Genomic DNA, 18360 nt, shown 5'->3' on the forward strand with positions numbered 1-18360 from the left:
GAAACAAACATGTCATTCGCAAATTTAAAAATAGGCACCCGCCTGGGCCTGGCCTTCGCCCTGATCCTGCTGATTCTGGCCGCTATTCTGGGCCTGGGCTTGAACTCCATGAGCCGCATCGAAACCCGCTTGAACCTGATCGTCGACGAATACAACGTCAAGAGTTTTGCGGCCAATGAGATGGTGGACAACTTCAGGGACATCGCCCTGATCGCCAACACCATCGTCTTGCTGGAAGACGACGCCGGCATGCGTGATCAAAATGACAAGCTGAAGCTTGCCCGTCAAAAATACGGCAAGGCCAAGGAGATTCTGCTCAGCATCCCCATGGATGCCAAAGAAAAAGAATTGATGGACAAGCTGGACCAGTCCATCAAGGTGGCTGCGCCTTTTGTGAACAAGGTGGTCGAGTTGGGCCTGCAGAACAAGACGGCCGAAGCGACGGAAATTTTCATGAAGGACTCTGCGCCGGCCACGCGCCGGGCCATTGCGGTGATTGATGAGTTGGTGGCCTATGAGCGCGTCATGATCCAGGAGGCCTCCGCGCAAACCAAGGCTGAATACGCCCGGGCGCGCCTGCTGATGCTGGTGCTGGGTGGTCTGGCGATTGCGCTGGGCGCGTTTGTCGCCTGGTCCATCACACGCTCCATCGTACGGCCTATCAAGGATGCCGTGCAGGTCGCGCAAACCGTGGCCGCTGGTGACCTGAGCAGCCGCATCGAAACCAGCGGCCAGGACGAAACCGCTCAGCTGATGCAAGCCCTGAAAGCCATGAATGACAGTCTGTCCAAAGTGGTGGGTGAAGTGCGTCAGGGCACAGACACCATCGCCACCGCCTCCAGCCAGATTGCCTCCGGCAACCAGGATTTGTCCTCGCGCACCGAAGAACAAGCCAGTTCCCTGGAAGAAACTGCTGCGTCGATGGAAGAGCTGACTTCCACGGTCAAACAAAATGCCGACAACGCCCGCCAGGCGAACCAATTGGCGGTATCCGCTTCCAGCGTGGCTGTCAGAGGCGGCAGCGTGGTCGCTGAAGTTGTCGGAACCATGGGCGCCATCAATGCCTCGTCGCGCAAGATTGTCGACATCATTGGGGTCATCGACGGCATTGCCTTCCAGACCAACATCCTGGCCCTGAACGCTGCTGTTGAAGCTGCCAGAGCCGGCGAGCAGGGCCGAGGGTTTGCCGTGGTGGCGGCCGAAGTGCGCAACCTGGCCCAGCGCTCAGCGGCTGCCGCCAAAGAGATCAAGGTCTTGATCGACGATTCCGTGGAAAAGGTTGAAGCCGGTGGTAAACAAGTCAGCGAAGCCGGCAAGACCATGGACGAGATTGTCGACAGCGTCAAACGTGTGACCGACATCATGGCCGAGATCACGGCGGCCAGCCAGGAACAGACCTCGGGCATAGAACAGATCAACCAGGCCATCACCCAGATGGACCAGGTGACGCAGCAGAACGCGGCTTTGGTCGAAGAAGCTGCTGCTGCAGCGGCTTCCCTGCAGGAACAAGCCAGTGGCTTGTCGCAAGTGGTGAGTGTTTTCAAGCTGGACAACGAACAGCAGATTTATGTGGCTCAGGCTAGGCGCCCGGCGTCTGCCAGCAGCAGCAGCAGCAGCAGCAAGCCCAGAAAAGCCCCGATGCAGCCACCCGCTGCCAAACAGGCGATTGCCGCGCCGGCGGCCGGTGGGGATTGGGAAACGTTTTAAGCCAGTCTTGTCCGTCTGGGGCTTGATGTTTTGAGGGGCGGCCTCCGCAATTGATGCGGGGGCCTTCCCACGTATGAACCAAATGAAAGATGCACGTGAAACTTAGAACCAAGATGATTGTGGTGATGGCGCTGGTCTGCGCCTGTTTCACCTTTGCCATCGGTGTGGCGCTTGTCGGCATGCAAAACGCCAAAAGTCGATTCGAAATTTTTCTGGCGCAAGACCAGGCGCTGCTTCAGGCGGGCAGCAACCTCTACGCGCAAGGTCTGCAAATGGGCCAGGCTTTGCGAAATATCGTGCTGGATCCGACCAATAAAAAGGCGCATGAAAACCTCCGGGTCGCCAGCAGCGAGTTCAAGGCCTCTCACGACGCTGCCTTGAAGCTTGCCAGCGCGGACGCACCCGCCCTGGCGATCTTGCAGAAGGTGGGGGCTTTGCGCGAGAAGCAAGCTGTGCTTCAAACCAGGATCGCCGAACTTTCCATAGCAGACGTGACCTCGGCTATGGGCCTTCTCAACACCGAAGAAACGCCGGCCTGGCGCGAAATGCGCGCGCAATTGCAGATTTTTATCAAGGACAAAAACGCAGCAGCCGACAATGCCGAAGCTGAGTTGCGCGCCGCCACCCACAAAATGCTGGTCATCAGCCTGGTGATGGCTTTGCTGGCCATTCTGCTGGGCGCTGGCGTCACCTTCTGGTTGACCCGCAACGTCATGAAACAACTTGGCGGCGAGCCGGATTACGCGGCGGATATTGCCACCAGCATTGCTGCAGGCGATTTGTCGGTGGATGTCAAAACTCAGCCGGGTGACCAGTCCAGCCTGTTGTTCGCCATCCAAAGCATGCGCAACAGCCTGGCCAAGGCGGTGGGTGAAGTGCGTCAAGGCACGGACACCATCGCCACGGCCTCCAGCCAAATCGCCTCCGGCAACCAGGACTTGTCCTCCCGCACCGAAGAACAAGCCAGCTCGCTGGAAGAGACTGCCGCGTCGATGGAAGAGTTGACGTCCACCGTCAAACAGAATGCTGACAACGCCAGACAGGCCAATCAACTGGCGGTGTCTGCTTCCAGCGTGGCTGTCAGAGGCGGTAGCGTGGTCGCCGAAGTGGTGGGCACCATGGGCGCCATCAATGCCTCGTCGCGCAAGATTGTTGACATCATCGGTGTCATCGACGGCATTGCCTTCCAGACCAATATCCTGGCCTTGAACGCGGCAGTGGAAGCCGCCAGAGCCGGCGAGCAGGGACGAGGGTTTGCCGTGGTGGCGGCCGAAGTGCGCAACCTGGCCCAGCGCTCCGCGGCTGCCGCCAAAGAGATCAAGACCCTGATTGGTGATTCGGTGGACAAAGTCGAAGAGGGCAGCAAACAGGTGGCCGAAGCCGGCAAAACCATGGATGAAATTGTCGACAGCGTCAAACGTGTCACCGACATCATGGCCGAGATCACGGCGGCCAGCCAGGAGCAGACCTCGGGCATAGAACAGATCAACCAGGCCATCACCCAGATGGACCAGGTGACGCAGCAGAACGCGGCTTTGGTCGAAGAAGCTGCTGCTGCAGCGGCTTCCCTGCAGGAGCAGGCCAGTGGGCTGTCCCAGGTGGTGAGTGTTTTCAAGCTTGATAACGCCCAGCAGATTCATGTCACGCAGGCTGCCAGCAGCCTTCAGCGGAAACGAACCCCGATGCAGCCACCCGCTGCCAGACGGGCGATAGCAGCGTCGGCCACTGGCGGGGACTGGGAAACGTTTTAAAACCGCTCGGGAAACGCAGAGGGCCAGGGGTTCTTGGAGTTTCTCCAGGTGTTGCCGATAAGCGGGTCAGGTAGCCGTCAAGGGCATTGTTTTCCAGTCTCGCAGTGCGGGTGCCTGGCTAAGCGAAGGCTTGGGCCATGGCGCCAATGCGGAGTCTGAAAGCGCTGCCGTGCCCATTCAATTTCATCCGTAAATTTTTTAAGAAGAGTGTCATGAGTTTGAATAATCTGAAAATAGGCACGCGCCTGGGGCTGGGTTTCCTGGCCATGCTGTTGTTGATGATCTTTATTGCCGGCATCGGCATCTGGCGTTTGCAAACCGTGGCCGACGCGACGCGCAACATGATGGAACTGCCCTTGGTCAAGGAACGCATGATCAGTGACTGGGCCCGCCTGGTGTATGTAGGCGTCACGCGCACCAGCGCCGTTGCCAAGAGCAGCGATCCATCGCTGGGGGCATTTTTTGCCAAAGAAACCGCCGCCTCGTCCGAAGCCGCTGGGGCGCTCACAAAGAAGCTTGATCCGCTGCTGACCTCCGACGCAGAGAAGGCCGGCATGCAGATCATGCAGGAAAAGCGCAAGCTTTACCTGGCGGCACGCGACGCCATTTACAAGGCCAAGGCCGCCAGCGACGATGCGGAAGTCACGCGCCTGCTCGAGGTTTATTTGCCTCTGGGCGCCGGCTACCAGTCAGCCTTGCAAGACCTGCTGGACATGCAGCGCAAAAGCATCGACGACATGGCCCGTCAGGTCGACGAATTGGCACAGGCCAGCCGCACGCTGATGACGGTGCTGAGCCTGTTGGCCACGGCGTTCGGCGTGGTGTGTGCCTGGCTGCTGGCCGTCGGTATCACCCGGCCACTGGGCATTGCGGTGAAGCTTGCACAGACGGTGGCCGCTGGTGACCTGAGCAGCCGCATCGAAACCAGCGGCCAGGACGAAACCGCTCAGCTGATGCAAGCCCTGAAAGCCATGAATGACAGCCTGGCCAAGGTGGTGGGTGAAGTCCGTCAAGGCACAGACACCATCGCCACCGCTTCCAGCCAGATCGCCTCCGGCAACCAGGATTTGTCCTCGCGCACCGAAGAACAAGCCAGCTCCCTGGAAGAAACCGCTGCGTCCATGGAAGAGTTGACCTCCACCGTCAAACAGAATGCCGATAACGCGCGCCAGGCGAATCAACTGGCGGTGTCTGCCTCCAGCGTCGCCGTGCGTGGCGGCAGTGTGGTCGCCGAAGTGGTGGGCACCATGGGCGCCATCAATGCCTCGTCGCGCAAGATTGTCGACATCATTGGGGTCATCGACGGTATTGCTTTTCAGACCAACATCCTGGCTTTGAACGCCGCGGTGGAAGCTGCCAGAGCTGGCGAACAAGGTCGGGGTTTTGCCGTGGTCGCCGCCGAAGTGCGCAACCTGGCCCAGCGTTCCGCTGCAGCCGCGAAAGAGATCAAGACTCTTATTGGTGATTCGGTGGACAAGGTTGAAGAAGGCAGCAAACAGGTGGCCGAAGCCGGCAAAACCATGGATGAAATTGTCGACAGCGTTAAACGTGTGACCGACATCATGGCCGAGATCACCGCCGCCAGCCAGGAGCAGACCTCGGGCATTGAGCAGGTCAACCAGGCCATCACCCAGATGGACCAGGTGACGCAGCAGAACGCTGCTTTGGTTGAAGAAGCTGCTGCCGCAGCGGCTTCGCTGCAGGAACAGGCCAGTGGCTTGTCGCAAGTGGTCAGTGTTTTCAAGCTGGACAACGAACAGCAAATCCATGTGACTCAGGCCAAACGTCCGGCCGCTGCCAGTAGCAAGCCGAGAAAAGCCCCGATGCAGCCACCCGCTGCCAAACAGGCGATTGCCGCGCCGACGGCCGGCGGGGATTGGGAAACGTTTTAAAGATTGGGCCAGGAAGAGTACGGGATTGACATCCAGAAGGCGCAGGAGCTGCGCGGTTACGAAGCGGTGACCCGCATCGCCAATGCGCCTGAACACATCAAGGGTGTCGTGAACCTGCGCGGCATCTTCGGCATACGCATCAAATTCAACCTGGGCTTGCCGATCTACAACCCCTTCCCGGAGGTGATTATTTGAACATCGCCAGCCGGATCATGGGCCTGGTGCTGGACAGCGTCTCGGATGTGGCATCCTTGATGTCGAAACAAGTCAAGTCTGTGTCCGGATGGGCTCAGAACTGGACACCGAATGCCAGATGGGCCTGAGCCCGCTGGCCACCGGGCAGACTGAGACAAGAGGTATTTTGTCCAAGAAAAGAAACCGCAGGCGGCGGAGTGTCAGCATTTTGTTTGGTCGGCCCGAAAATCCTCCCAGATGCATGGCAAACTCAATTGGCAGACAGGCGCAGCAAGGCTGGCCCCGGCATCCGCTGGGTACCCACCAAGCAGCGTGAGGCTGATGGGGTCGAAGCTACACGTCAGTCGAAAGGCGTGAGAGTGGCGGCATGGGGTATTGCAGATTCGTGGTATTCCTGCGCAATACAGCCTACGTTTGACAGAGGTGAATGGATGTTTAAGCGGCTGCATTTTGGCGTCTTATTGATCTTTGCCGTTTGCGCATTGATGTCGGCCCTTATTTGGGCATTTTTTGTTGTTCAGATTCGTCACGAAAGAAGCGACGCCATCAACGCACAGGCGCGGCACAACGCGAATCTGGCGGTGATTTTTGCCGAGCAGGCCGCAGCGACAGTGCAAGACGTTGACGGTCTTCTGATGGACATGCGCCGGGCCTACCACGACAAAGGGCGCACGCTGCGGCTCGATGACGTGCCGGCGCCGTTGAGCGTGGCGGCGAAAGCCCTCGTCTATCGCGCGATCATCGACGAAGACGGTAGGGTGGCCGTGGGGTCGCTGATCCCTGAACCGGTCAACGTTGCCGATCGTGAATATTTCAAGGCGCAGAAATCCAGCCGGGCCGACGATTTGGTGGTCGGTGCAGCGGTGTTGGGGCGGACCACCGGTCGCCCAACTGTTCATGTCAGTCGGCGCATCATCAAGCCGGGGGGCGGGTTTGGGGGGGTGGCCGTGGCAGGCCTGGATCCGACGATTTTCACCGAGCTTTACCAGAAAGTCGAGATGGGAAAGAGCGGGCACGTCGCGTTCGTTGGGTTCGACGGTCTGCTTCGTGCGCGACGCCTGGGGGCGGCAGTGAGCTTTGGCGGCGACTCATCCGGCAACTCCAATCTGCGGAAGATTTTGGCGGAAAAGGAGCAAAAGCCCAGCGGGAGCATACACGTTCAAAGTGAACTCGATGGTGTGTCGCGCGTGATCAGCTTCAAGGTGATCCCTTCCTTGTCCATGGTGGTGATTGTTGGCACCACGTCGGAAGAAGCCCTCGCGGCGGCGACCACGCGGGCTCGTCGCTACACCCTCACCGCGGCAGGCGCGAGCCTGTTATTTTTGCTATTGGCCATTGTGCTGTCGGCAGCCTATATCCGGCAACGCAGGCACACCTGGCTGCTGGCAGAGAGCGAGGCCAGGTACCGCGGCACTTTCGACCAGGCTGCCGTGGGCATTGCCCACACGACCCCTGACGGCCGGTTCATCCGGGTGAATGGAAGGCTGGCCAGCATGCTGGGCTGGTCCCCTGAGACGCTCCGGGAGGCCATTGTTGGCGATGTCACGCATCCCTTGGACCTTGCCGTGGTTTCCAAATTGCGCAGCGACCTTCTCTTGGTGCCCGACCTGTCCGGCCAAATCGTCACCGAATTCCGGCTTTTGCACAAAAGCGGTGCCGTCGTTTGGGCCAGTCTTGCCTCCAGCATCGCCTGCAAGCCCGACGGCACCCCGGACTACCTCATCAGTGTCATCCAGAACATCACCGCCAAGCGGCAGGCGCAGCAAGAGATAGAGCGCCTCAATCACGAACTGGAGCAGCGTGTGGAGGCCCGTACCCGGGACCTCAAGGAAGCCAACAAGCGGCTTGGGGCGTTCTCTTATTCCGTGTCCCACGACTTGCGCGGGCCACTGTCGACGATTGATGGGTTCAGTGGACTGCTGCAGCGCCGCGAGTCGATAAAAGCAGACGAGCGCGCGCTCGCACTTGTCGGTCACGTCCGTGCTGGCGTCGCCAAAATGTCTCAGTTGATCGACGGCCTGCTGTCGCTTGCTACGCTCCCGCGAGCGGGGGTGCTCCGGAAAGCTGTTGATCTCACGGCCATGGCCAAATCATTGCTCAAGCAAGCTGCACAGACAAACCCCGAACGGGCGGTTGAGATCGATATCCAAGAGGGCCTGATGGTGCAGGCCGACAAGCGGTTGATGAACTCGATGATGGCGAACTTGATCGGAAACGCCTGGAAGTTCACCTCGAAAACGAAGCAGCCGCGCATTGAAGTCGGCTGTCAGCCCGGCTCGCCTGGGCAGGTCGTTTTTTTTGTGCGAGACAATGGCGCAGGTTTCGACATGGCGCATGCTGGCGAGCTGTTCGGAGCTTTCCAGCGCCTGCACACGGCCTCCGAATTCCAGGGGACCGGCATTGGGCTGGCCATTGTCAAGCAAATCATAGAGATGCACCAAGGCGAAATTTGGGTTGAAGCTGAGCCGGGACTCGGAGCAACGTTTTATTTCACGATTGGCGCTGACGACCTCCAGCCAAGGTCAGAGAACGAGTGTGTCAATCTGCAGACGTCGAACGGTTCGGTATAGGCTACAGCGTTGCGGCCAGGCGCTGGGTTACCTGGACTCAACTTCTCGTACAAGCGAAGGCGTGCAAAAACCATAGGCAACGTTCTTGAAACCACAAGAAGGAGCGACACCCCCCGGCCTCATGGTGTTTTTCCGAACGTTGTAAGCTTGAAGCATTGCCCACATTTGCTGCGACAATCCCAGTCCCCCCTCAACGATTCTTCAGAGCTTCTTTTCCTTCATGTCCAGCTACCTAGTCCGCCCCGCCACCGTGCGCGATGCCAAAGCCATCGCCGAAATCAATGCAGCCTCTTCGCGGGCCGCTTACCAGGGGCTGGTGCCCGATGAACATCTGGGCACCTTGTCGATCGACAAACGCCAGCAGTTCTGGCGCGACGCCATCGAATACATGGAGCCACAAGTCCATGTGGCGACGATAGACGGGCAGGTGATTGGTTTTGTCGGCTTTGATCGCTCGCGCGACAAGGGCACACCTTCCACCTGCGGTGAAATCTGGGCGCTTTATGTGGATCCGGCGCACTGGAACAAGGGTGTCGGCGTGGCCTTGTGGGACGCCGGCAACGACGGCCTCAAAGAAGAAGGCTGTACCAAGGTCACCGTCTGGGTGCCGGTGCGTAATGAACGCGCCATGCGTTTCTTTGAACTGGCCGGTTTCAAACGCGAGATGACCACACTGAAAACCGTGCTGGTCGGTCCGGTCAAACTCGAAGAACTCCGCCTCAAACGCGACGTCGGTTAAACCGTCCGGCCGCGTCTGCGGTTCAGGACGGCATGTCGATGACTCTTTCCTCGTCCGGAATCACCGAGAAGTCATCGTCCGGCGACAGCGGCAAATCTTCGGCTTCTTCCGGCACGGCGATGTCGTCCGGGTTGTCCTGGCGGCGGCGGCCACCGCTGTGGCTGGCGAAAAGAGGGTTCATGCTCATGCTCCGGTTAGAGCGCCATGCTGCACCGCTCACCATCGGCCGCACCTAGGAAAATCTTCCGAGTTGTTGTCAGCGCCGGCTGACAGCCGGTTTATCCATGATTTTGGCCTCTAGCCCAGTGGAGATGGGCGTGATTAGCTATATATTTGGTAGCGAAATCCGGCCGAGTCGGTGCTGCGCGGTGGCAGGCGCTGTATTACGATAAGCCCCACCATGCGCCCTGCCAGCCCGACTGTCTTTTTCACGCTCTTCGATACCGCCATCGGCCCTTGCGGCGTGGCCTGGGGTGATGCGGGCCTGCGCGGCGTGCAATTGCCCGAGGCGGATGCACGGCAGACGCAGCAACGTATGCGCCAGCGTTTTCCCGGCGCGCCCGAAGCTGCGCCGCCGGCCGATGTGCAGGCGGCGATCGCCGGCATCACGGCCATGCTGCGTGGCGAAGCCCACGACTTCAGCACGCTGACGCTGGACATGCGGGGCGTGCCAGCCTTCCATCAGCGTGTGTATGCGGTGGCGCTGGGCATACCGCCTGGCCAGACCCTGACGTATGGCGAGGTGGCGGCGCAACTCGGCGAGCCCGGCGCCGCACGTGCGGTCGGCCAGGCCTTGGGGCGCAACCCGTTCGCGCCCGTGGTGCCTTGCCACCGCGTGTTGGCGGCTGGGGACAAACCGGGCGGATTTTCCGCCAGCGGCGGCATACGCACCAAACTCCGGCTGCTGATCATCGAAGGCGCGATGCGCGGCACGCCCGGCTTGTTCGACGAGGCTTGAGTTCGGGTCCCTTGTCCCCTTGTCCTACAGGCAGGCCATCTCCTCGCGCACAGGCGTGAGCCGCCGGTCGCGTAACAGTGGGATGTGCGCCCCAGTCATGCCTTTTGGCGACGCGGGCACGCTTGCCATCCCACTTATTTTTGAAGGAATCCACCATGGACAAATCGAACGGCACCCAGTACCCAGACCCAAGCACAACGTCCGTCGGCGAAAATGCCTTGCTGCGCGGCGTCAGCCAGGCGGGCAGCACGCTGCACGAAACGATCGACAAGGTCGCCGACCCGGCGCGCAGCACGGTGGACCGGGCTGCGACCGTGGCACACAACACGGTGGACAAACTGACCAGCGGCGCCAGCAGTGTGGCCGGCAAGGTCAGCGACCAGGCACACCGCCTGAGTGATGCACCGCTGCAGGCGGTGGATTATTCCAAGGCCTATATCAAGCAGCATCCGCTGCAGGCTGTTGGTGCCGCCTTGCTGATAGGCCTGGTGATTGGTCGCCTGACCGCCAGTCGTTACTGAAAGTTCTAGGCCGGCACCAGCCGTAAATGCGTGATCTCCGACGGCGCGCCAAAACGTTTGGGTGGCCCCCAATAACCGGTGCCGCGGCTGGTGTAAATCCAGAGTTTGTGCAGACGATGCAAGCCGGCGGTAAAGGGTTGCTGGAAACGCACGAAAAAGTTCCAGGGCCAGAACTGCCCGCCGTGGGTATGGCCTGACAACTGCAGGTCGAAGCCGGCTTTTTCCGCTTCGGTCGCACTGCGCGGCTGGTGCGCCAGCAGCAGCTTGACGGCCGCCTGCACCGGTGCGCCGGCCATGGCGGCATGCGGGTCGCTGCGGTGGCTGCTGTCGAAATGCCCGGCGCTCCAGTCGGCCACCCCGGCCAGCACCAGTACCTGTTGCGGCTGGCCGTGTTGCAGCACCACGTGTTCGTTCATCAGCACACGTATGCCCAGGCGTTGCAACTCGGCAATCCAGGCGTGGGCGCCCGAATAATATTCATGGTTGCCGGTGACAAAGTAGGTGCCATGGGTGGACGACAAGCCCGCCAGCGGCGCCACATGGGGCGCCAGATCGGCCACCGTGCCGTCCACCAGGTCGCCGGTCACGGCCACCATGTCCACCTGCAATTGATTGACCACATCCACGATGGCCTGCAGATAACCGCGCTTGATGGTGGGGCCGACATGGATGTCGCTGATCTGCGCGATGGCAAAGCCGTGCAGGGCCGGCGGCAGCCCTTGAATCGGCACATCGACGCGCACCACGGCAGCGGTGCGCCTAGCGTTGACAAAACCCAGCAAAGTCATGAGCAAGCCCAGCAGCGGCACGGCGGCAGCCGTCCAGGCGCTGAAGGTCTCCAGCGAAAAAGTTGTGGACAGCAGGGTCTGCAGCAGCCAGGCGAGCAGCAGGGCCGCGTCACGCAGCAAGCTCAGTACAAACAGCGAAGAAAACAAACCCATGAACAACATGCCGGCCCAGGCCACGCGGTCCGCCAGCACGGGCGACTTGAAACGCCGCGCCGTCAGCCCCAGCGGCGTGACGACCATGGACGCCAGCAGGGCCAGGCCCAGCAGTCCTTGCGCCGCGGGCCAGGCGCTTAGGCCGGGGAGCAGGCGTGCGCCCACATAGGCGTGCAGCAGGGCGGAAAAAATCAGAAGTGGCATGGGTGGTGCTGGCGGGTGCGCCAGAGGGTGTCACAAGGATGTGGCAACGAAGCGGCCAGATGCAAGGGCTGGCCGGCCCGTCAGTCGCTGCGGTGAGCGGGGTGCAACGGCTGCAGCGCTAGTTCGTGCATCGCCTCCTGCAAACAGGGGTGGCCGGTTTCGCCGCCCTTGGCTAGACTGCAGCGTAGCGCTCAAGCCAGGGGACGAGGTAGGATTTTTCACCAAGGTCGCGGGAGCTTTCATGAAAAAGAGTGACGCCAGTTTTGTGGTGCCGAGGGTCTTGCCATGAGCCTCGCGGCGGCACCGTCGGAGGCTGAACGCCGGCAGGCGGTCCTGGCCCAGTGCCGCGCCAGCCAGCAGGCCTGGGATGACAAACCCGGGCGTACCTTGATGCTGTTTTTGGATGGCACCGGCAACATCCTGGGGGACAGCCGGGACACCAACGTCGTCAAGCTGTTTCGCGCCGTGGACAAATCCGATGCCGCGCGGCAGATCGCGTTTTACGACCCCGGTGTCGGCACACCCAACGAGTTCCCGGCCGTCAATCCCATAGAACGCGGGCTGCGCGCCAGCTCCCAACTGATGGGCCTGGCCCTGGGCCGCGGTGTGTTCGACAACATCGCCGAAGCCTACCGTTTCCTGGTCGAGCAATACCAGGACGGTGACCGCATCTGCCTCTTCGGTTTTTCGCGCGGGGCCTTCACCGCCCGCGCCGTGGCCGGCATGGTCAATATGTATGGCCTGGTGCATGTGTCGGGCCTGGCCATCCTGCCTTTGCTGGTGCGCAGCTATTTTTCACCCCAGGGAAGAGTCAACCGGGCCGGCCGGGTCCGGGAGGATTTCGCCCGCGAGGTGGTCGTTCATTTTTCGCTGAACCGCCGGCCGCTGATCCATTTCATCGGGGTCTGGGACACGGTCGAAAGTGTCGGCATCGACTTGTTCGGCAAGGGCCTGAAAATCTCCAATGCACCCACCGTGGCGGAAAAACGGTTTGTCCATATTCGGCATGTACTGGCGCTGCACGAAACCCGGCGCAAATACACACCGCGAAACTACACCCCGCCGGGATTCACGGCCGAAGAGGGCCAGTGCCGCTCGTTCGACGAACGCTGGTTTCGTGGCAACCACAGCGACATCGGTGGCTCGTATGTCAAAGACGGCCTGTCCAGCATCACGCTGCAGTGGATGCGGGACCAAGCCACCGGTTGCGGGATGCGGTTTGTGCCGGATGGCCTTGGTGCGCCCCATGCGCTGCAAGCCCTGCATGACGAAACGGTGCAGTCGCCGTTCTGGGCCTGGACCGGCCTGGGTTCGCGACCGCGCCGTCCCGAGGCGCTGCTGGACCCCTCGGCCCTGCCCATAGAGGCGGCCAGGTCAGCGCTGCCTATGCGGCGTGCGGCGCCGGCCGTCTTCTGGCTGGGTGGGGTCTTGGCGCTCGCGGCCTTGGTCCTGGGTTGGCAGGCCTGGGGCTTGGCGGCGGCAGCCTGCAGCCGGGGCGGCGCGGCTTTTTCCTTGCTGGGTGCGCAATTGCTGGCACCCTGGTTGACGGAATTGGGCATCAGTTGCCAGCCTGAAACCCTGCGCCGGGCGCTTCGCTGGGACTGGTATTTCTGGGCTGTGTACGGCTTGTTGCTGGCCTGGCTGGTGGCCTGGGGTGCGAGGCGCGCCGCGCCGGCGGCGATTGCCGCGGGCCGGCCCTTTGGCCGCCTGGCGCTGCAGATGCCCTGGCTGATGCTGGGGCTGGTGGGCGCAGACGCCGTGGAAAACCTGTTGAGCCGCGGCCTGGGCGGCAGCGAGTCCGTCCATCGTTACCTCACGGCCGGTGACAACCTCTGGCCGGGGATGTTGTTGATGCTTCTGGCCCTGAGCAGCGTGTTGAAGTTTGCCTGCCTGGCCTTGCTGGCCAAGGTGATTCTCAAGCCGGTTTAAATCGCTGTCGGCCTGCGCCGCTATACTGAAATTCAGCGCGCGTTCCCGCCGGACACTTTGTGCGGCGTGACGCTGGCGTCTGCCGCCCCTCCGCAGATTCGAGACAAGCCCAGCGCTGGTCGGACCTGCCAGACGGGCCCGCTGTACCGCCTTTTTTTACTTACTCCACTCCCAGGATTCCCCATGACACTTTCCATGTACCAAGCTTCAATTCCTGTTTTCAAACAAATGCTGGGCGGCCTGAGCGCTGTGCTGGCCAAGGCCGAAGCCCACGCCACGGCCAAAAAAATCGACCCCAGCGTTTTGCTGCAGTCCCGCCTCTACCCCGACATGTTTGCCCTGCTGCGCCAGGTGCAGGTGGCTTGCGACTTCGCCAAAAGTGTGTCGGCGCGTATGGCCGGCGTGGAACTGCCCAGCTTTGAAGACAAGGAAGAGACGTTTGCCGACCTGCAAGCGCGTATCGCCAAAACCCTGGCGTTTGTCGAAAGCCTGAGCGCCGCACAAATCGACGGCAGCGAAGAACGCAAGATCGTCACGCAAGCCGGCACGCCCAAGGAAAAAATCTTCAGCGGCCAGTCTTACCTGCTCAATTACGGCCTGCCGCATTTCTTCTTCCACATCACCACGGCGTATGCCATCCTGCGCCACAACGGCGTGGAAGTGGGCAAGAAGGACTACATCGGCAGCTACTGATCGGGCTTGGGCCGGGCCGGTGTAGATACCGGCCGCGGCCACGGCGCGGCGGTGTCGTCCCGGTGGTTTTGTGAACCGGCCGCAAAAGGCCAACCCTTGTTGGGGGCTGGTGCGGGGGCTTCCTGCGGCGCCGGGTCGGGTTGACGTTTGTCCGTGCTGCGGGGGCCAGTCAGCCTTGCCATGAGTTCTCCTCGGGTGAAGGTTTGACTGTAGGCCGGCTGCCTGCCGGCGTCTGTCAGACGTGCCCGCTTGTGTTGTAGGACGGCTTTTTTCACCCACTATTTCGCTATCAAAAAAAGAGCTGCTTTCGCCCGTATATAAAGGGCTAAAGGCCTTTTTTACTTATAAACCTCGCTGCCAGCGACAGAGCGCGCTAGCATCATCACCTCATGACCATCCTGCTTGCGCCCATGGAAGGGCTTCTGGACTTTGTGCTGCGCGACATCCTGACGCGGGCCGGCGGCATTGACCGCTGCGTGTCCGAGTTCATCCGTATCACCGACCAGTTGTTGCCCGAACGTGTGTTCACCCGCATCGTGCCCGAGCTGCACAACGGTGGCCGCACCCTGGCCGGTGTGCCTGTGCGGGCGCAACTGCTGGGCTCGGACCCGGTCTGCCTGGCCGAAAACGCCGCAAGGCTGGCGGCGATGGGGCCGGCCGGCATTGACCTGAATTTTGGCTGCCCGGCCAAGGTGGTGAACCGTCATGGCGGCGGCGCGGCCTTGCTGCAAGAGCCCGAGACCATCGCGGCGATTGTGGCCGCCGTGCGGCGCGCCGTGCCGGCCCACATGCCGGTGTCGGCCAAGATGCGCCTGGGGTTCAACGACGACAGTAAAGCTGTGGAATGTGCGCTGGCCATGGCCGAGAACGGCGCCGACGAACTGGTGGTGCATGCGCGCACCAAGTTGCAGGCTTACCGGCCGCCGGCGTATTGGGAGCGTATCGCCGACATCCGCGCCGCGGTGGCCATCCCCGTGGTGGCCAACGGCGAGATCTGGACCGTGGACGATGCGCGCCGCTGCCGCGAGGCTTCGGGCTGCGACATGTTGATGATTGGCCGGGGCGCGGTGGCGGACCCGGGCCTGGGCCTGGCGATCAAGGCCTCGCTGCGCGGGGCGCAGGACGGCATGAGCTGGCCGGCGCTGGTGCCGCTGCTGGCGGAGTTCTGGCAGGTGGTCTGCACGCGGCTGGATGCGCGTTCGCGGCCGGGTCGGCTCAAGCAGTGGCTCAATTTTTTGCGCCGCCGTTTCCCCGAGGCCGAAACCGCCTACCAGGCGCTCAAAACCATCAACGACCCGGCACAAATTGACCGCTGGCTGGCTGGCGTGGTGCAGGCGCAGCGGGCGGAATCTCCAGCACTTCTGGCCGCCTGAGTTTTTAGCGGAACAAGGCCTCAAAGCCGTCCATGGGCTCAAACCGTTTGTTGTGATAACGCAGGCGCGTCGGGCCGGGCAGGGCTTGTTCACGCACCGAGTGGCGCTCATCGCCGGGGTAACAAATCACGCGATTGCCTTCATGTTCAAACGGTTCGGGCTGGATCACTGGCGGCAGCCGGGCACGCGCCGCAGCCAGCACGCTGTCCACCGTGGCGTGGCGCGCCAGGTGGGCCAGGCTCATGATTTGTGGCGGCGCCAGCTCGATGTTCCCATCCCAGTATTGCTGCAAGGCGGCGCGCGGGCTGAGCCAGGTGCTTTCGGTGGTTTCAAAATCATCGTGGCGCGCGACCTGGCCGGCCGGCACGGCCGCGACAAAAAAACGCGTGTCGAAACGTTTGTTCGTCACCGAGGGCACGAGCGGCGTGATCCAGCGTGACCAGGGCACGACGCTGCGTGTCTGCAGGCGCAGCGCCATCTGTGCCAGCACCGCGTTGAAGTTCTTGCTCTCGCGCAGCAAGGCCGCCGCCTGCGCGGCCGGCTCGGGCGAGGTGGCGCTGTGCGCAAACAACACACCCGACTCTTCAAAGGCCTCGCGCAAGGCCGCCACGTAGAGTGAGCCGGCCGTGGTGTTGCTGATGTCGGCTTCGTTCAGGCCGGCGTGCAGGGCGGGCAGCGGCTGGTCCAAGTGGAGCGCCATGTCGAGCTCGGCGTCCGCGACATCGACCTTGCCGCCGGGAAACACATAAGCGCCGCCCAACACGTCGGACAGGCCGTGGCGTTTCATCAGAAAAACTTCGAGCCCGGCCGGCACATCGCGCAGCAACACGATGGTGGCGGCGGGGCGTGGCGGGGTGGTGACGGTTTCGCGGTTCAGTTCCATGGTGGCTTTCAGGGGGCAGGGCCCGGTCAATTACAGTAGGGTTTGGCTGGCTAGGCTACCAGAGCCCAAGCCAGCTGCGAATCACCAACAAGACAGGACATAGACATGGGTATTGATTTCAAAGGCCGCGTGGCCATCGTGACCGGTGCCGGCGGCGGACTGGGTCGGCAACATGCGTTGGCGCTGGCCAGACGCGGCGCCAAGGTGCTGGTCAATGACCTGGGCGGCGCGCGTGACGGTTCGGGCGGCTCGGTCAGTGCGGCCGAAGCCGTGGTCAACGAAATCCGTGCGGCCGGCGGCGAAGCCATTGCCAACGGCGCCTCGGTCACCGACTTTGCCGCGGTGCAAGCCATGGTGCAACAAGCCATGGACACCTGGGGCCGGGTCGATATCCTGGTCAACAACGCCGGCATCCTGCGCGACAAGAGTTTTGCCAAGATGGACCTGGCCGACTTTGCGCTGGTGATGGACGTGCATCTGATGGGTGCCGTGCATTGCAGCAAGGCGGTCTGGGACATCATGAGTGCGCAAAAATACGGTCGTATCGTGATGACCACCTCGTCCTCGGGCCTGTACGGCAACTTCGGCCAGTCCAACTATGGCGCGGCCAAGATGGCGCTGGTCGGCCTGATGCAGACCTTGTCGATCGAAGGCGTGAAAAACGACATCCGTGTCAATTGCCTGGCGCCCACGGCCGCCACCCGCATGACCGAAGGCCTGATGCCCGAAGAAGTGTTGCAGGCCCTGCAGCCCGAAGCCGTGGTGCCCGCGATGCTGGTGCTGGCCGCGCAGGACGCGCCCACACGAACCATTTTGTGCGCCGGTGCCGGCACCTTTGAAGCCGCCCACATCACCCTGACGCAAGGTGTGTGGCTGGGGATCGGTGACGAGGTGCCGGAAGCGCTGGCGGCGCGTCTGGCGGAAGTCACCGCACGCGGCGGCGAAACCGTGCCGCAAAGCGGTGCGGCCCAAGGCCATAACGAGGTGAGTCAGGCCCTGGCCAAAGCCCGTCAACTGCAAGCCACAAGCTGAGCCCCAAAAAAAAAGCAGCCGGGTCCGCTGGGCAATGTTCCGACGTTTCGCTGAAGGGCGGAGGTCAGATACCTGTCTTTGTAGCGCGGCACCCGGCTTGCACGTTCACAGTGTCTGTAGCACGGCCCGCCTGCGCTGCAGTCCATTGCTGATGGCTTCTGTAGGCCCTGTCTGGCGTGTGGCAGACGGTTTGCGCTCCCCATGATTGAATAAAAGTGGCTGTAACCCAGATGGTGCGGGTGCAGACAGCTATTGAAAAGATAGTGCCTGGCGCTGCCGGTTTGTTGGCGTGCCAACGGTCCGCGTCTGGCATCATGGCCGTCCCAACGGCAGCCACGAACCCGCGTCATGACATCCCCCCACACAATCGACACCCCGCGCCTGCGGTTGCGCCCCTGGCGCGACCAAGACCGGGCGCCGTTCGCGGCACTCAACGCCGACCCCAAGGTCATGGAGTTTTTTCCAGCACCGCTGAGCCGCTCGGCCAGCGACGCCATGGTGGATGCTTGCAACAGCTTGATCGCCGAGCGCGGCTGGGGTTTTTGGGCGGCTGAAATCAAGGCTACCGGCCAGTTCATCGGTTTTGTCGGTTTGAACATACCGACGGCCGAGCTGCCGTTTTCCCCCTGTGTCGAAATCGGCTGGCGGCTGGCCGCCGACTACTGGGGCCTAGGGTTCGCGACCGAGGCCGCCACGGGCGCGCTGGCTTTTGCTTTCGACACGCTGGAACTTCCCGAAATCGTGTCTTTCACGGCGCTGGGCAATCGGCGTTCGCAGGCGGTGATGGCGCGCCTGGGCATGTTGCGCTCCAGCGAGACGTTTGAACACCCCAAGCTGCCTGTCGGCCACCCCTTGCGTGAACATTGCCTGTATCGCTTGTCACGCGAGCAATGGGCCCTGCGGCGGGTGATTCCCGGGGTTTGAGCATCAAAAAAGCTGCCAGCCCTTGAAGGACGGGCGCAAGCAGCTATC

16 protein-coding genes and 1 pseudogene are annotated in these 18360 nt (G+C 61.9%); 13 read left to right on the forward strand and 4 right to left on the reverse strand.

The genetic code is table 11. The annotated features are described in order from the left end of the window. Positions 1–9: 9 nt before the first annotated feature. The 6 genes and pseudogenes from ACHMXK_RS06715 to ACHMXK_RS06740 all read left to right on the forward strand — a co-directional run bounded on the left by ACHMXK_RS06715 (position 10) and on the right by ACHMXK_RS06740 (position 8854). A complete protein-coding gene (locus tag ACHMXK_RS06715; RefSeq protein ID WP_397438787.1) occupies positions 10–1707 on the forward strand; it encodes a methyl-accepting chemotaxis protein in 1698 nt (565 codons plus the stop codon). An 89-nt stretch (positions 1708–1796) separates the two neighbouring features. Beyond that, the gene (locus ACHMXK_RS06720; RefSeq protein WP_397438789.1) at positions 1797–3458 is read left to right on the forward strand and encodes a methyl-accepting chemotaxis protein; all 1662 of its coding nucleotides are present in this window, start codon (positions 1797–1799) and stop codon (positions 3456–3458) included. 212 nt (positions 3459–3670) lie between these two features. After that, positions 3671–5350 (forward strand): methyl-accepting chemotaxis protein, encoded by a 1680-nt coding sequence (locus tag ACHMXK_RS06725; RefSeq protein ID WP_397438791.1) that lies wholly within the window; start codon positions 3671–3673, stop codon positions 5348–5350. A gap of 3 nt (positions 5351–5353) precedes the next feature. After that, positions 5354–5681 (forward strand): annotated as a pseudogene (locus ACHMXK_RS06730) (chemotaxis protein CheW); the annotation flags it as partial. A 295-nt stretch (positions 5682–5976) separates the two neighbouring features. Beyond that, positions 5977–8115: an ATP-binding protein gene (locus ACHMXK_RS06735; protein WP_397438793.1), complete on the forward strand. Its 2139-nt coding sequence runs from the start codon at positions 5977–5979 to the stop codon at positions 8113–8115. Between the two features lie 220 nt (positions 8116–8335). Further along, positions 8336–8854: a GNAT family N-acetyltransferase gene (locus tag ACHMXK_RS06740; protein ID WP_397438795.1), complete on the forward strand. Its 519-nt coding sequence runs from the start codon at positions 8336–8338 to the stop codon at positions 8852–8854. A gap of 22 nt (positions 8855–8876) precedes the next feature. Here the strand turns inward: ACHMXK_RS06740 and ACHMXK_RS06745 are convergent, their stop codons facing one another. Then, positions 8877–9035, reverse strand: a complete 159-nt coding sequence (locus ACHMXK_RS06745; RefSeq protein WP_397438797.1) for a hypothetical protein — start codon at positions 9033–9035, stop codon at positions 8877–8879. Positions 9036–9254: 219 nt separating this feature from the next. Between ACHMXK_RS06745 and ACHMXK_RS06750 the strand changes: the two genes are divergently transcribed. Both ACHMXK_RS06750 and ACHMXK_RS06755 read left to right on the forward strand, forming a co-directional pair. Next, positions 9255–9812: a methylated-DNA--[protein]-cysteine S-methyltransferase gene (locus tag ACHMXK_RS06750; RefSeq protein ID WP_397438799.1), complete on the forward strand. Its 558-nt coding sequence runs from the start codon at positions 9255–9257 to the stop codon at positions 9810–9812. Positions 9813–9967: 155 nt separating this feature from the next. After that, positions 9968–10333 carry a YqjD family protein gene (locus tag ACHMXK_RS06755; RefSeq protein WP_397438801.1) on the forward strand — a complete coding sequence of 122 codons (366 nt, stop codon included), beginning with the start codon at positions 9968–9970 and terminating at the stop codon, positions 10331–10333. Positions 10334–10338: 5 nt separating this feature from the next. Here the strand turns inward: ACHMXK_RS06755 and ACHMXK_RS06760 are convergent, their stop codons facing one another. After that, complete coding sequence (locus ACHMXK_RS06760) at positions 10339–11478, reverse strand: metallophosphoesterase (protein ID WP_397438803.1); 1140 nt, start codon at positions 11476–11478, stop codon at positions 10339–10341. Between the two features lie 285 nt (positions 11479–11763). On the opposite strand from ACHMXK_RS06760, the gene ACHMXK_RS06765 reads away from it, so the two are divergent. Both ACHMXK_RS06765 and ACHMXK_RS06770 read left to right on the forward strand, forming a co-directional pair. Further along, positions 11764–13407, forward strand: a complete 1644-nt coding sequence (locus tag ACHMXK_RS06765) for a DUF2235 domain-containing protein (RefSeq protein WP_397438806.1) — start codon at positions 11764–11766, stop codon at positions 13405–13407. A 183-nt stretch (positions 13408–13590) separates the two neighbouring features. Next, positions 13591–14100 carry a DUF1993 family protein gene (locus tag ACHMXK_RS06770; protein WP_397438808.1) on the forward strand — a complete coding sequence of 170 codons (510 nt, stop codon included), beginning with the start codon at positions 13591–13593 and terminating at the stop codon, positions 14098–14100. Here ACHMXK_RS06770 and ACHMXK_RS06775 read toward each other — a convergent pair. Next, positions 14094–14282, reverse strand: a complete 189-nt coding sequence (locus tag ACHMXK_RS06775; protein WP_397438810.1) for a hypothetical protein — start codon at positions 14280–14282, stop codon at positions 14094–14096. The two genes, ACHMXK_RS06770 and ACHMXK_RS06775, sit on opposite strands and share 7 nt — an antisense overlap. Positions 14283–14489: 207 nt before the next feature. Here ACHMXK_RS06775 and ACHMXK_RS06780 point away from each other — a divergent pair, with 207 nt between their 5' ends. Next, the gene (locus ACHMXK_RS06780; protein WP_397438812.1) at positions 14490–15473 is read left to right on the forward strand and encodes a tRNA dihydrouridine synthase; all 984 of its coding nucleotides are present in this window, start codon (positions 14490–14492) and stop codon (positions 15471–15473) included. Positions 15474–15477: 4 nt separating this feature from the next. Here the strand turns inward: ACHMXK_RS06780 and ACHMXK_RS06785 are convergent, their stop codons facing one another. Beyond that, a complete protein-coding gene (locus tag ACHMXK_RS06785) occupies positions 15478–16356 on the reverse strand; it encodes an NUDIX hydrolase (RefSeq protein ID WP_397438814.1) in 879 nt (292 codons plus the stop codon). A gap of 105 nt (positions 16357–16461) precedes the next feature. On the opposite strand from ACHMXK_RS06785, the gene ACHMXK_RS06790 reads away from it, so the two are divergent. Together ACHMXK_RS06790 and ACHMXK_RS06795 are read left to right on the forward strand one after the other, a co-directional pair. Beyond that, entirely contained in the window at positions 16462–17388 is a 927-nt protein-coding gene (locus ACHMXK_RS06790; protein ID WP_397438816.1) for an SDR family NAD(P)-dependent oxidoreductase, read from the forward strand. 348 nt (positions 17389–17736) lie between these two features. Beyond that, positions 17737–18312, forward strand: coding sequence for a GNAT family N-acetyltransferase (locus ACHMXK_RS06795; RefSeq protein WP_397438817.1), 576 nt, complete (start codon positions 17737–17739; stop codon positions 18310–18312). The last annotated feature ends 48 nt before the right edge of the window (positions 18313–18360 follow it).

The sequence above is a fragment of the Polaromonas sp. UC242_47 genome, assembly GCF_044452385.1.
Lineage (GTDB): Bacteria > Pseudomonadota > Gammaproteobacteria > Burkholderiales > Burkholderiaceae_C > Polaromonas.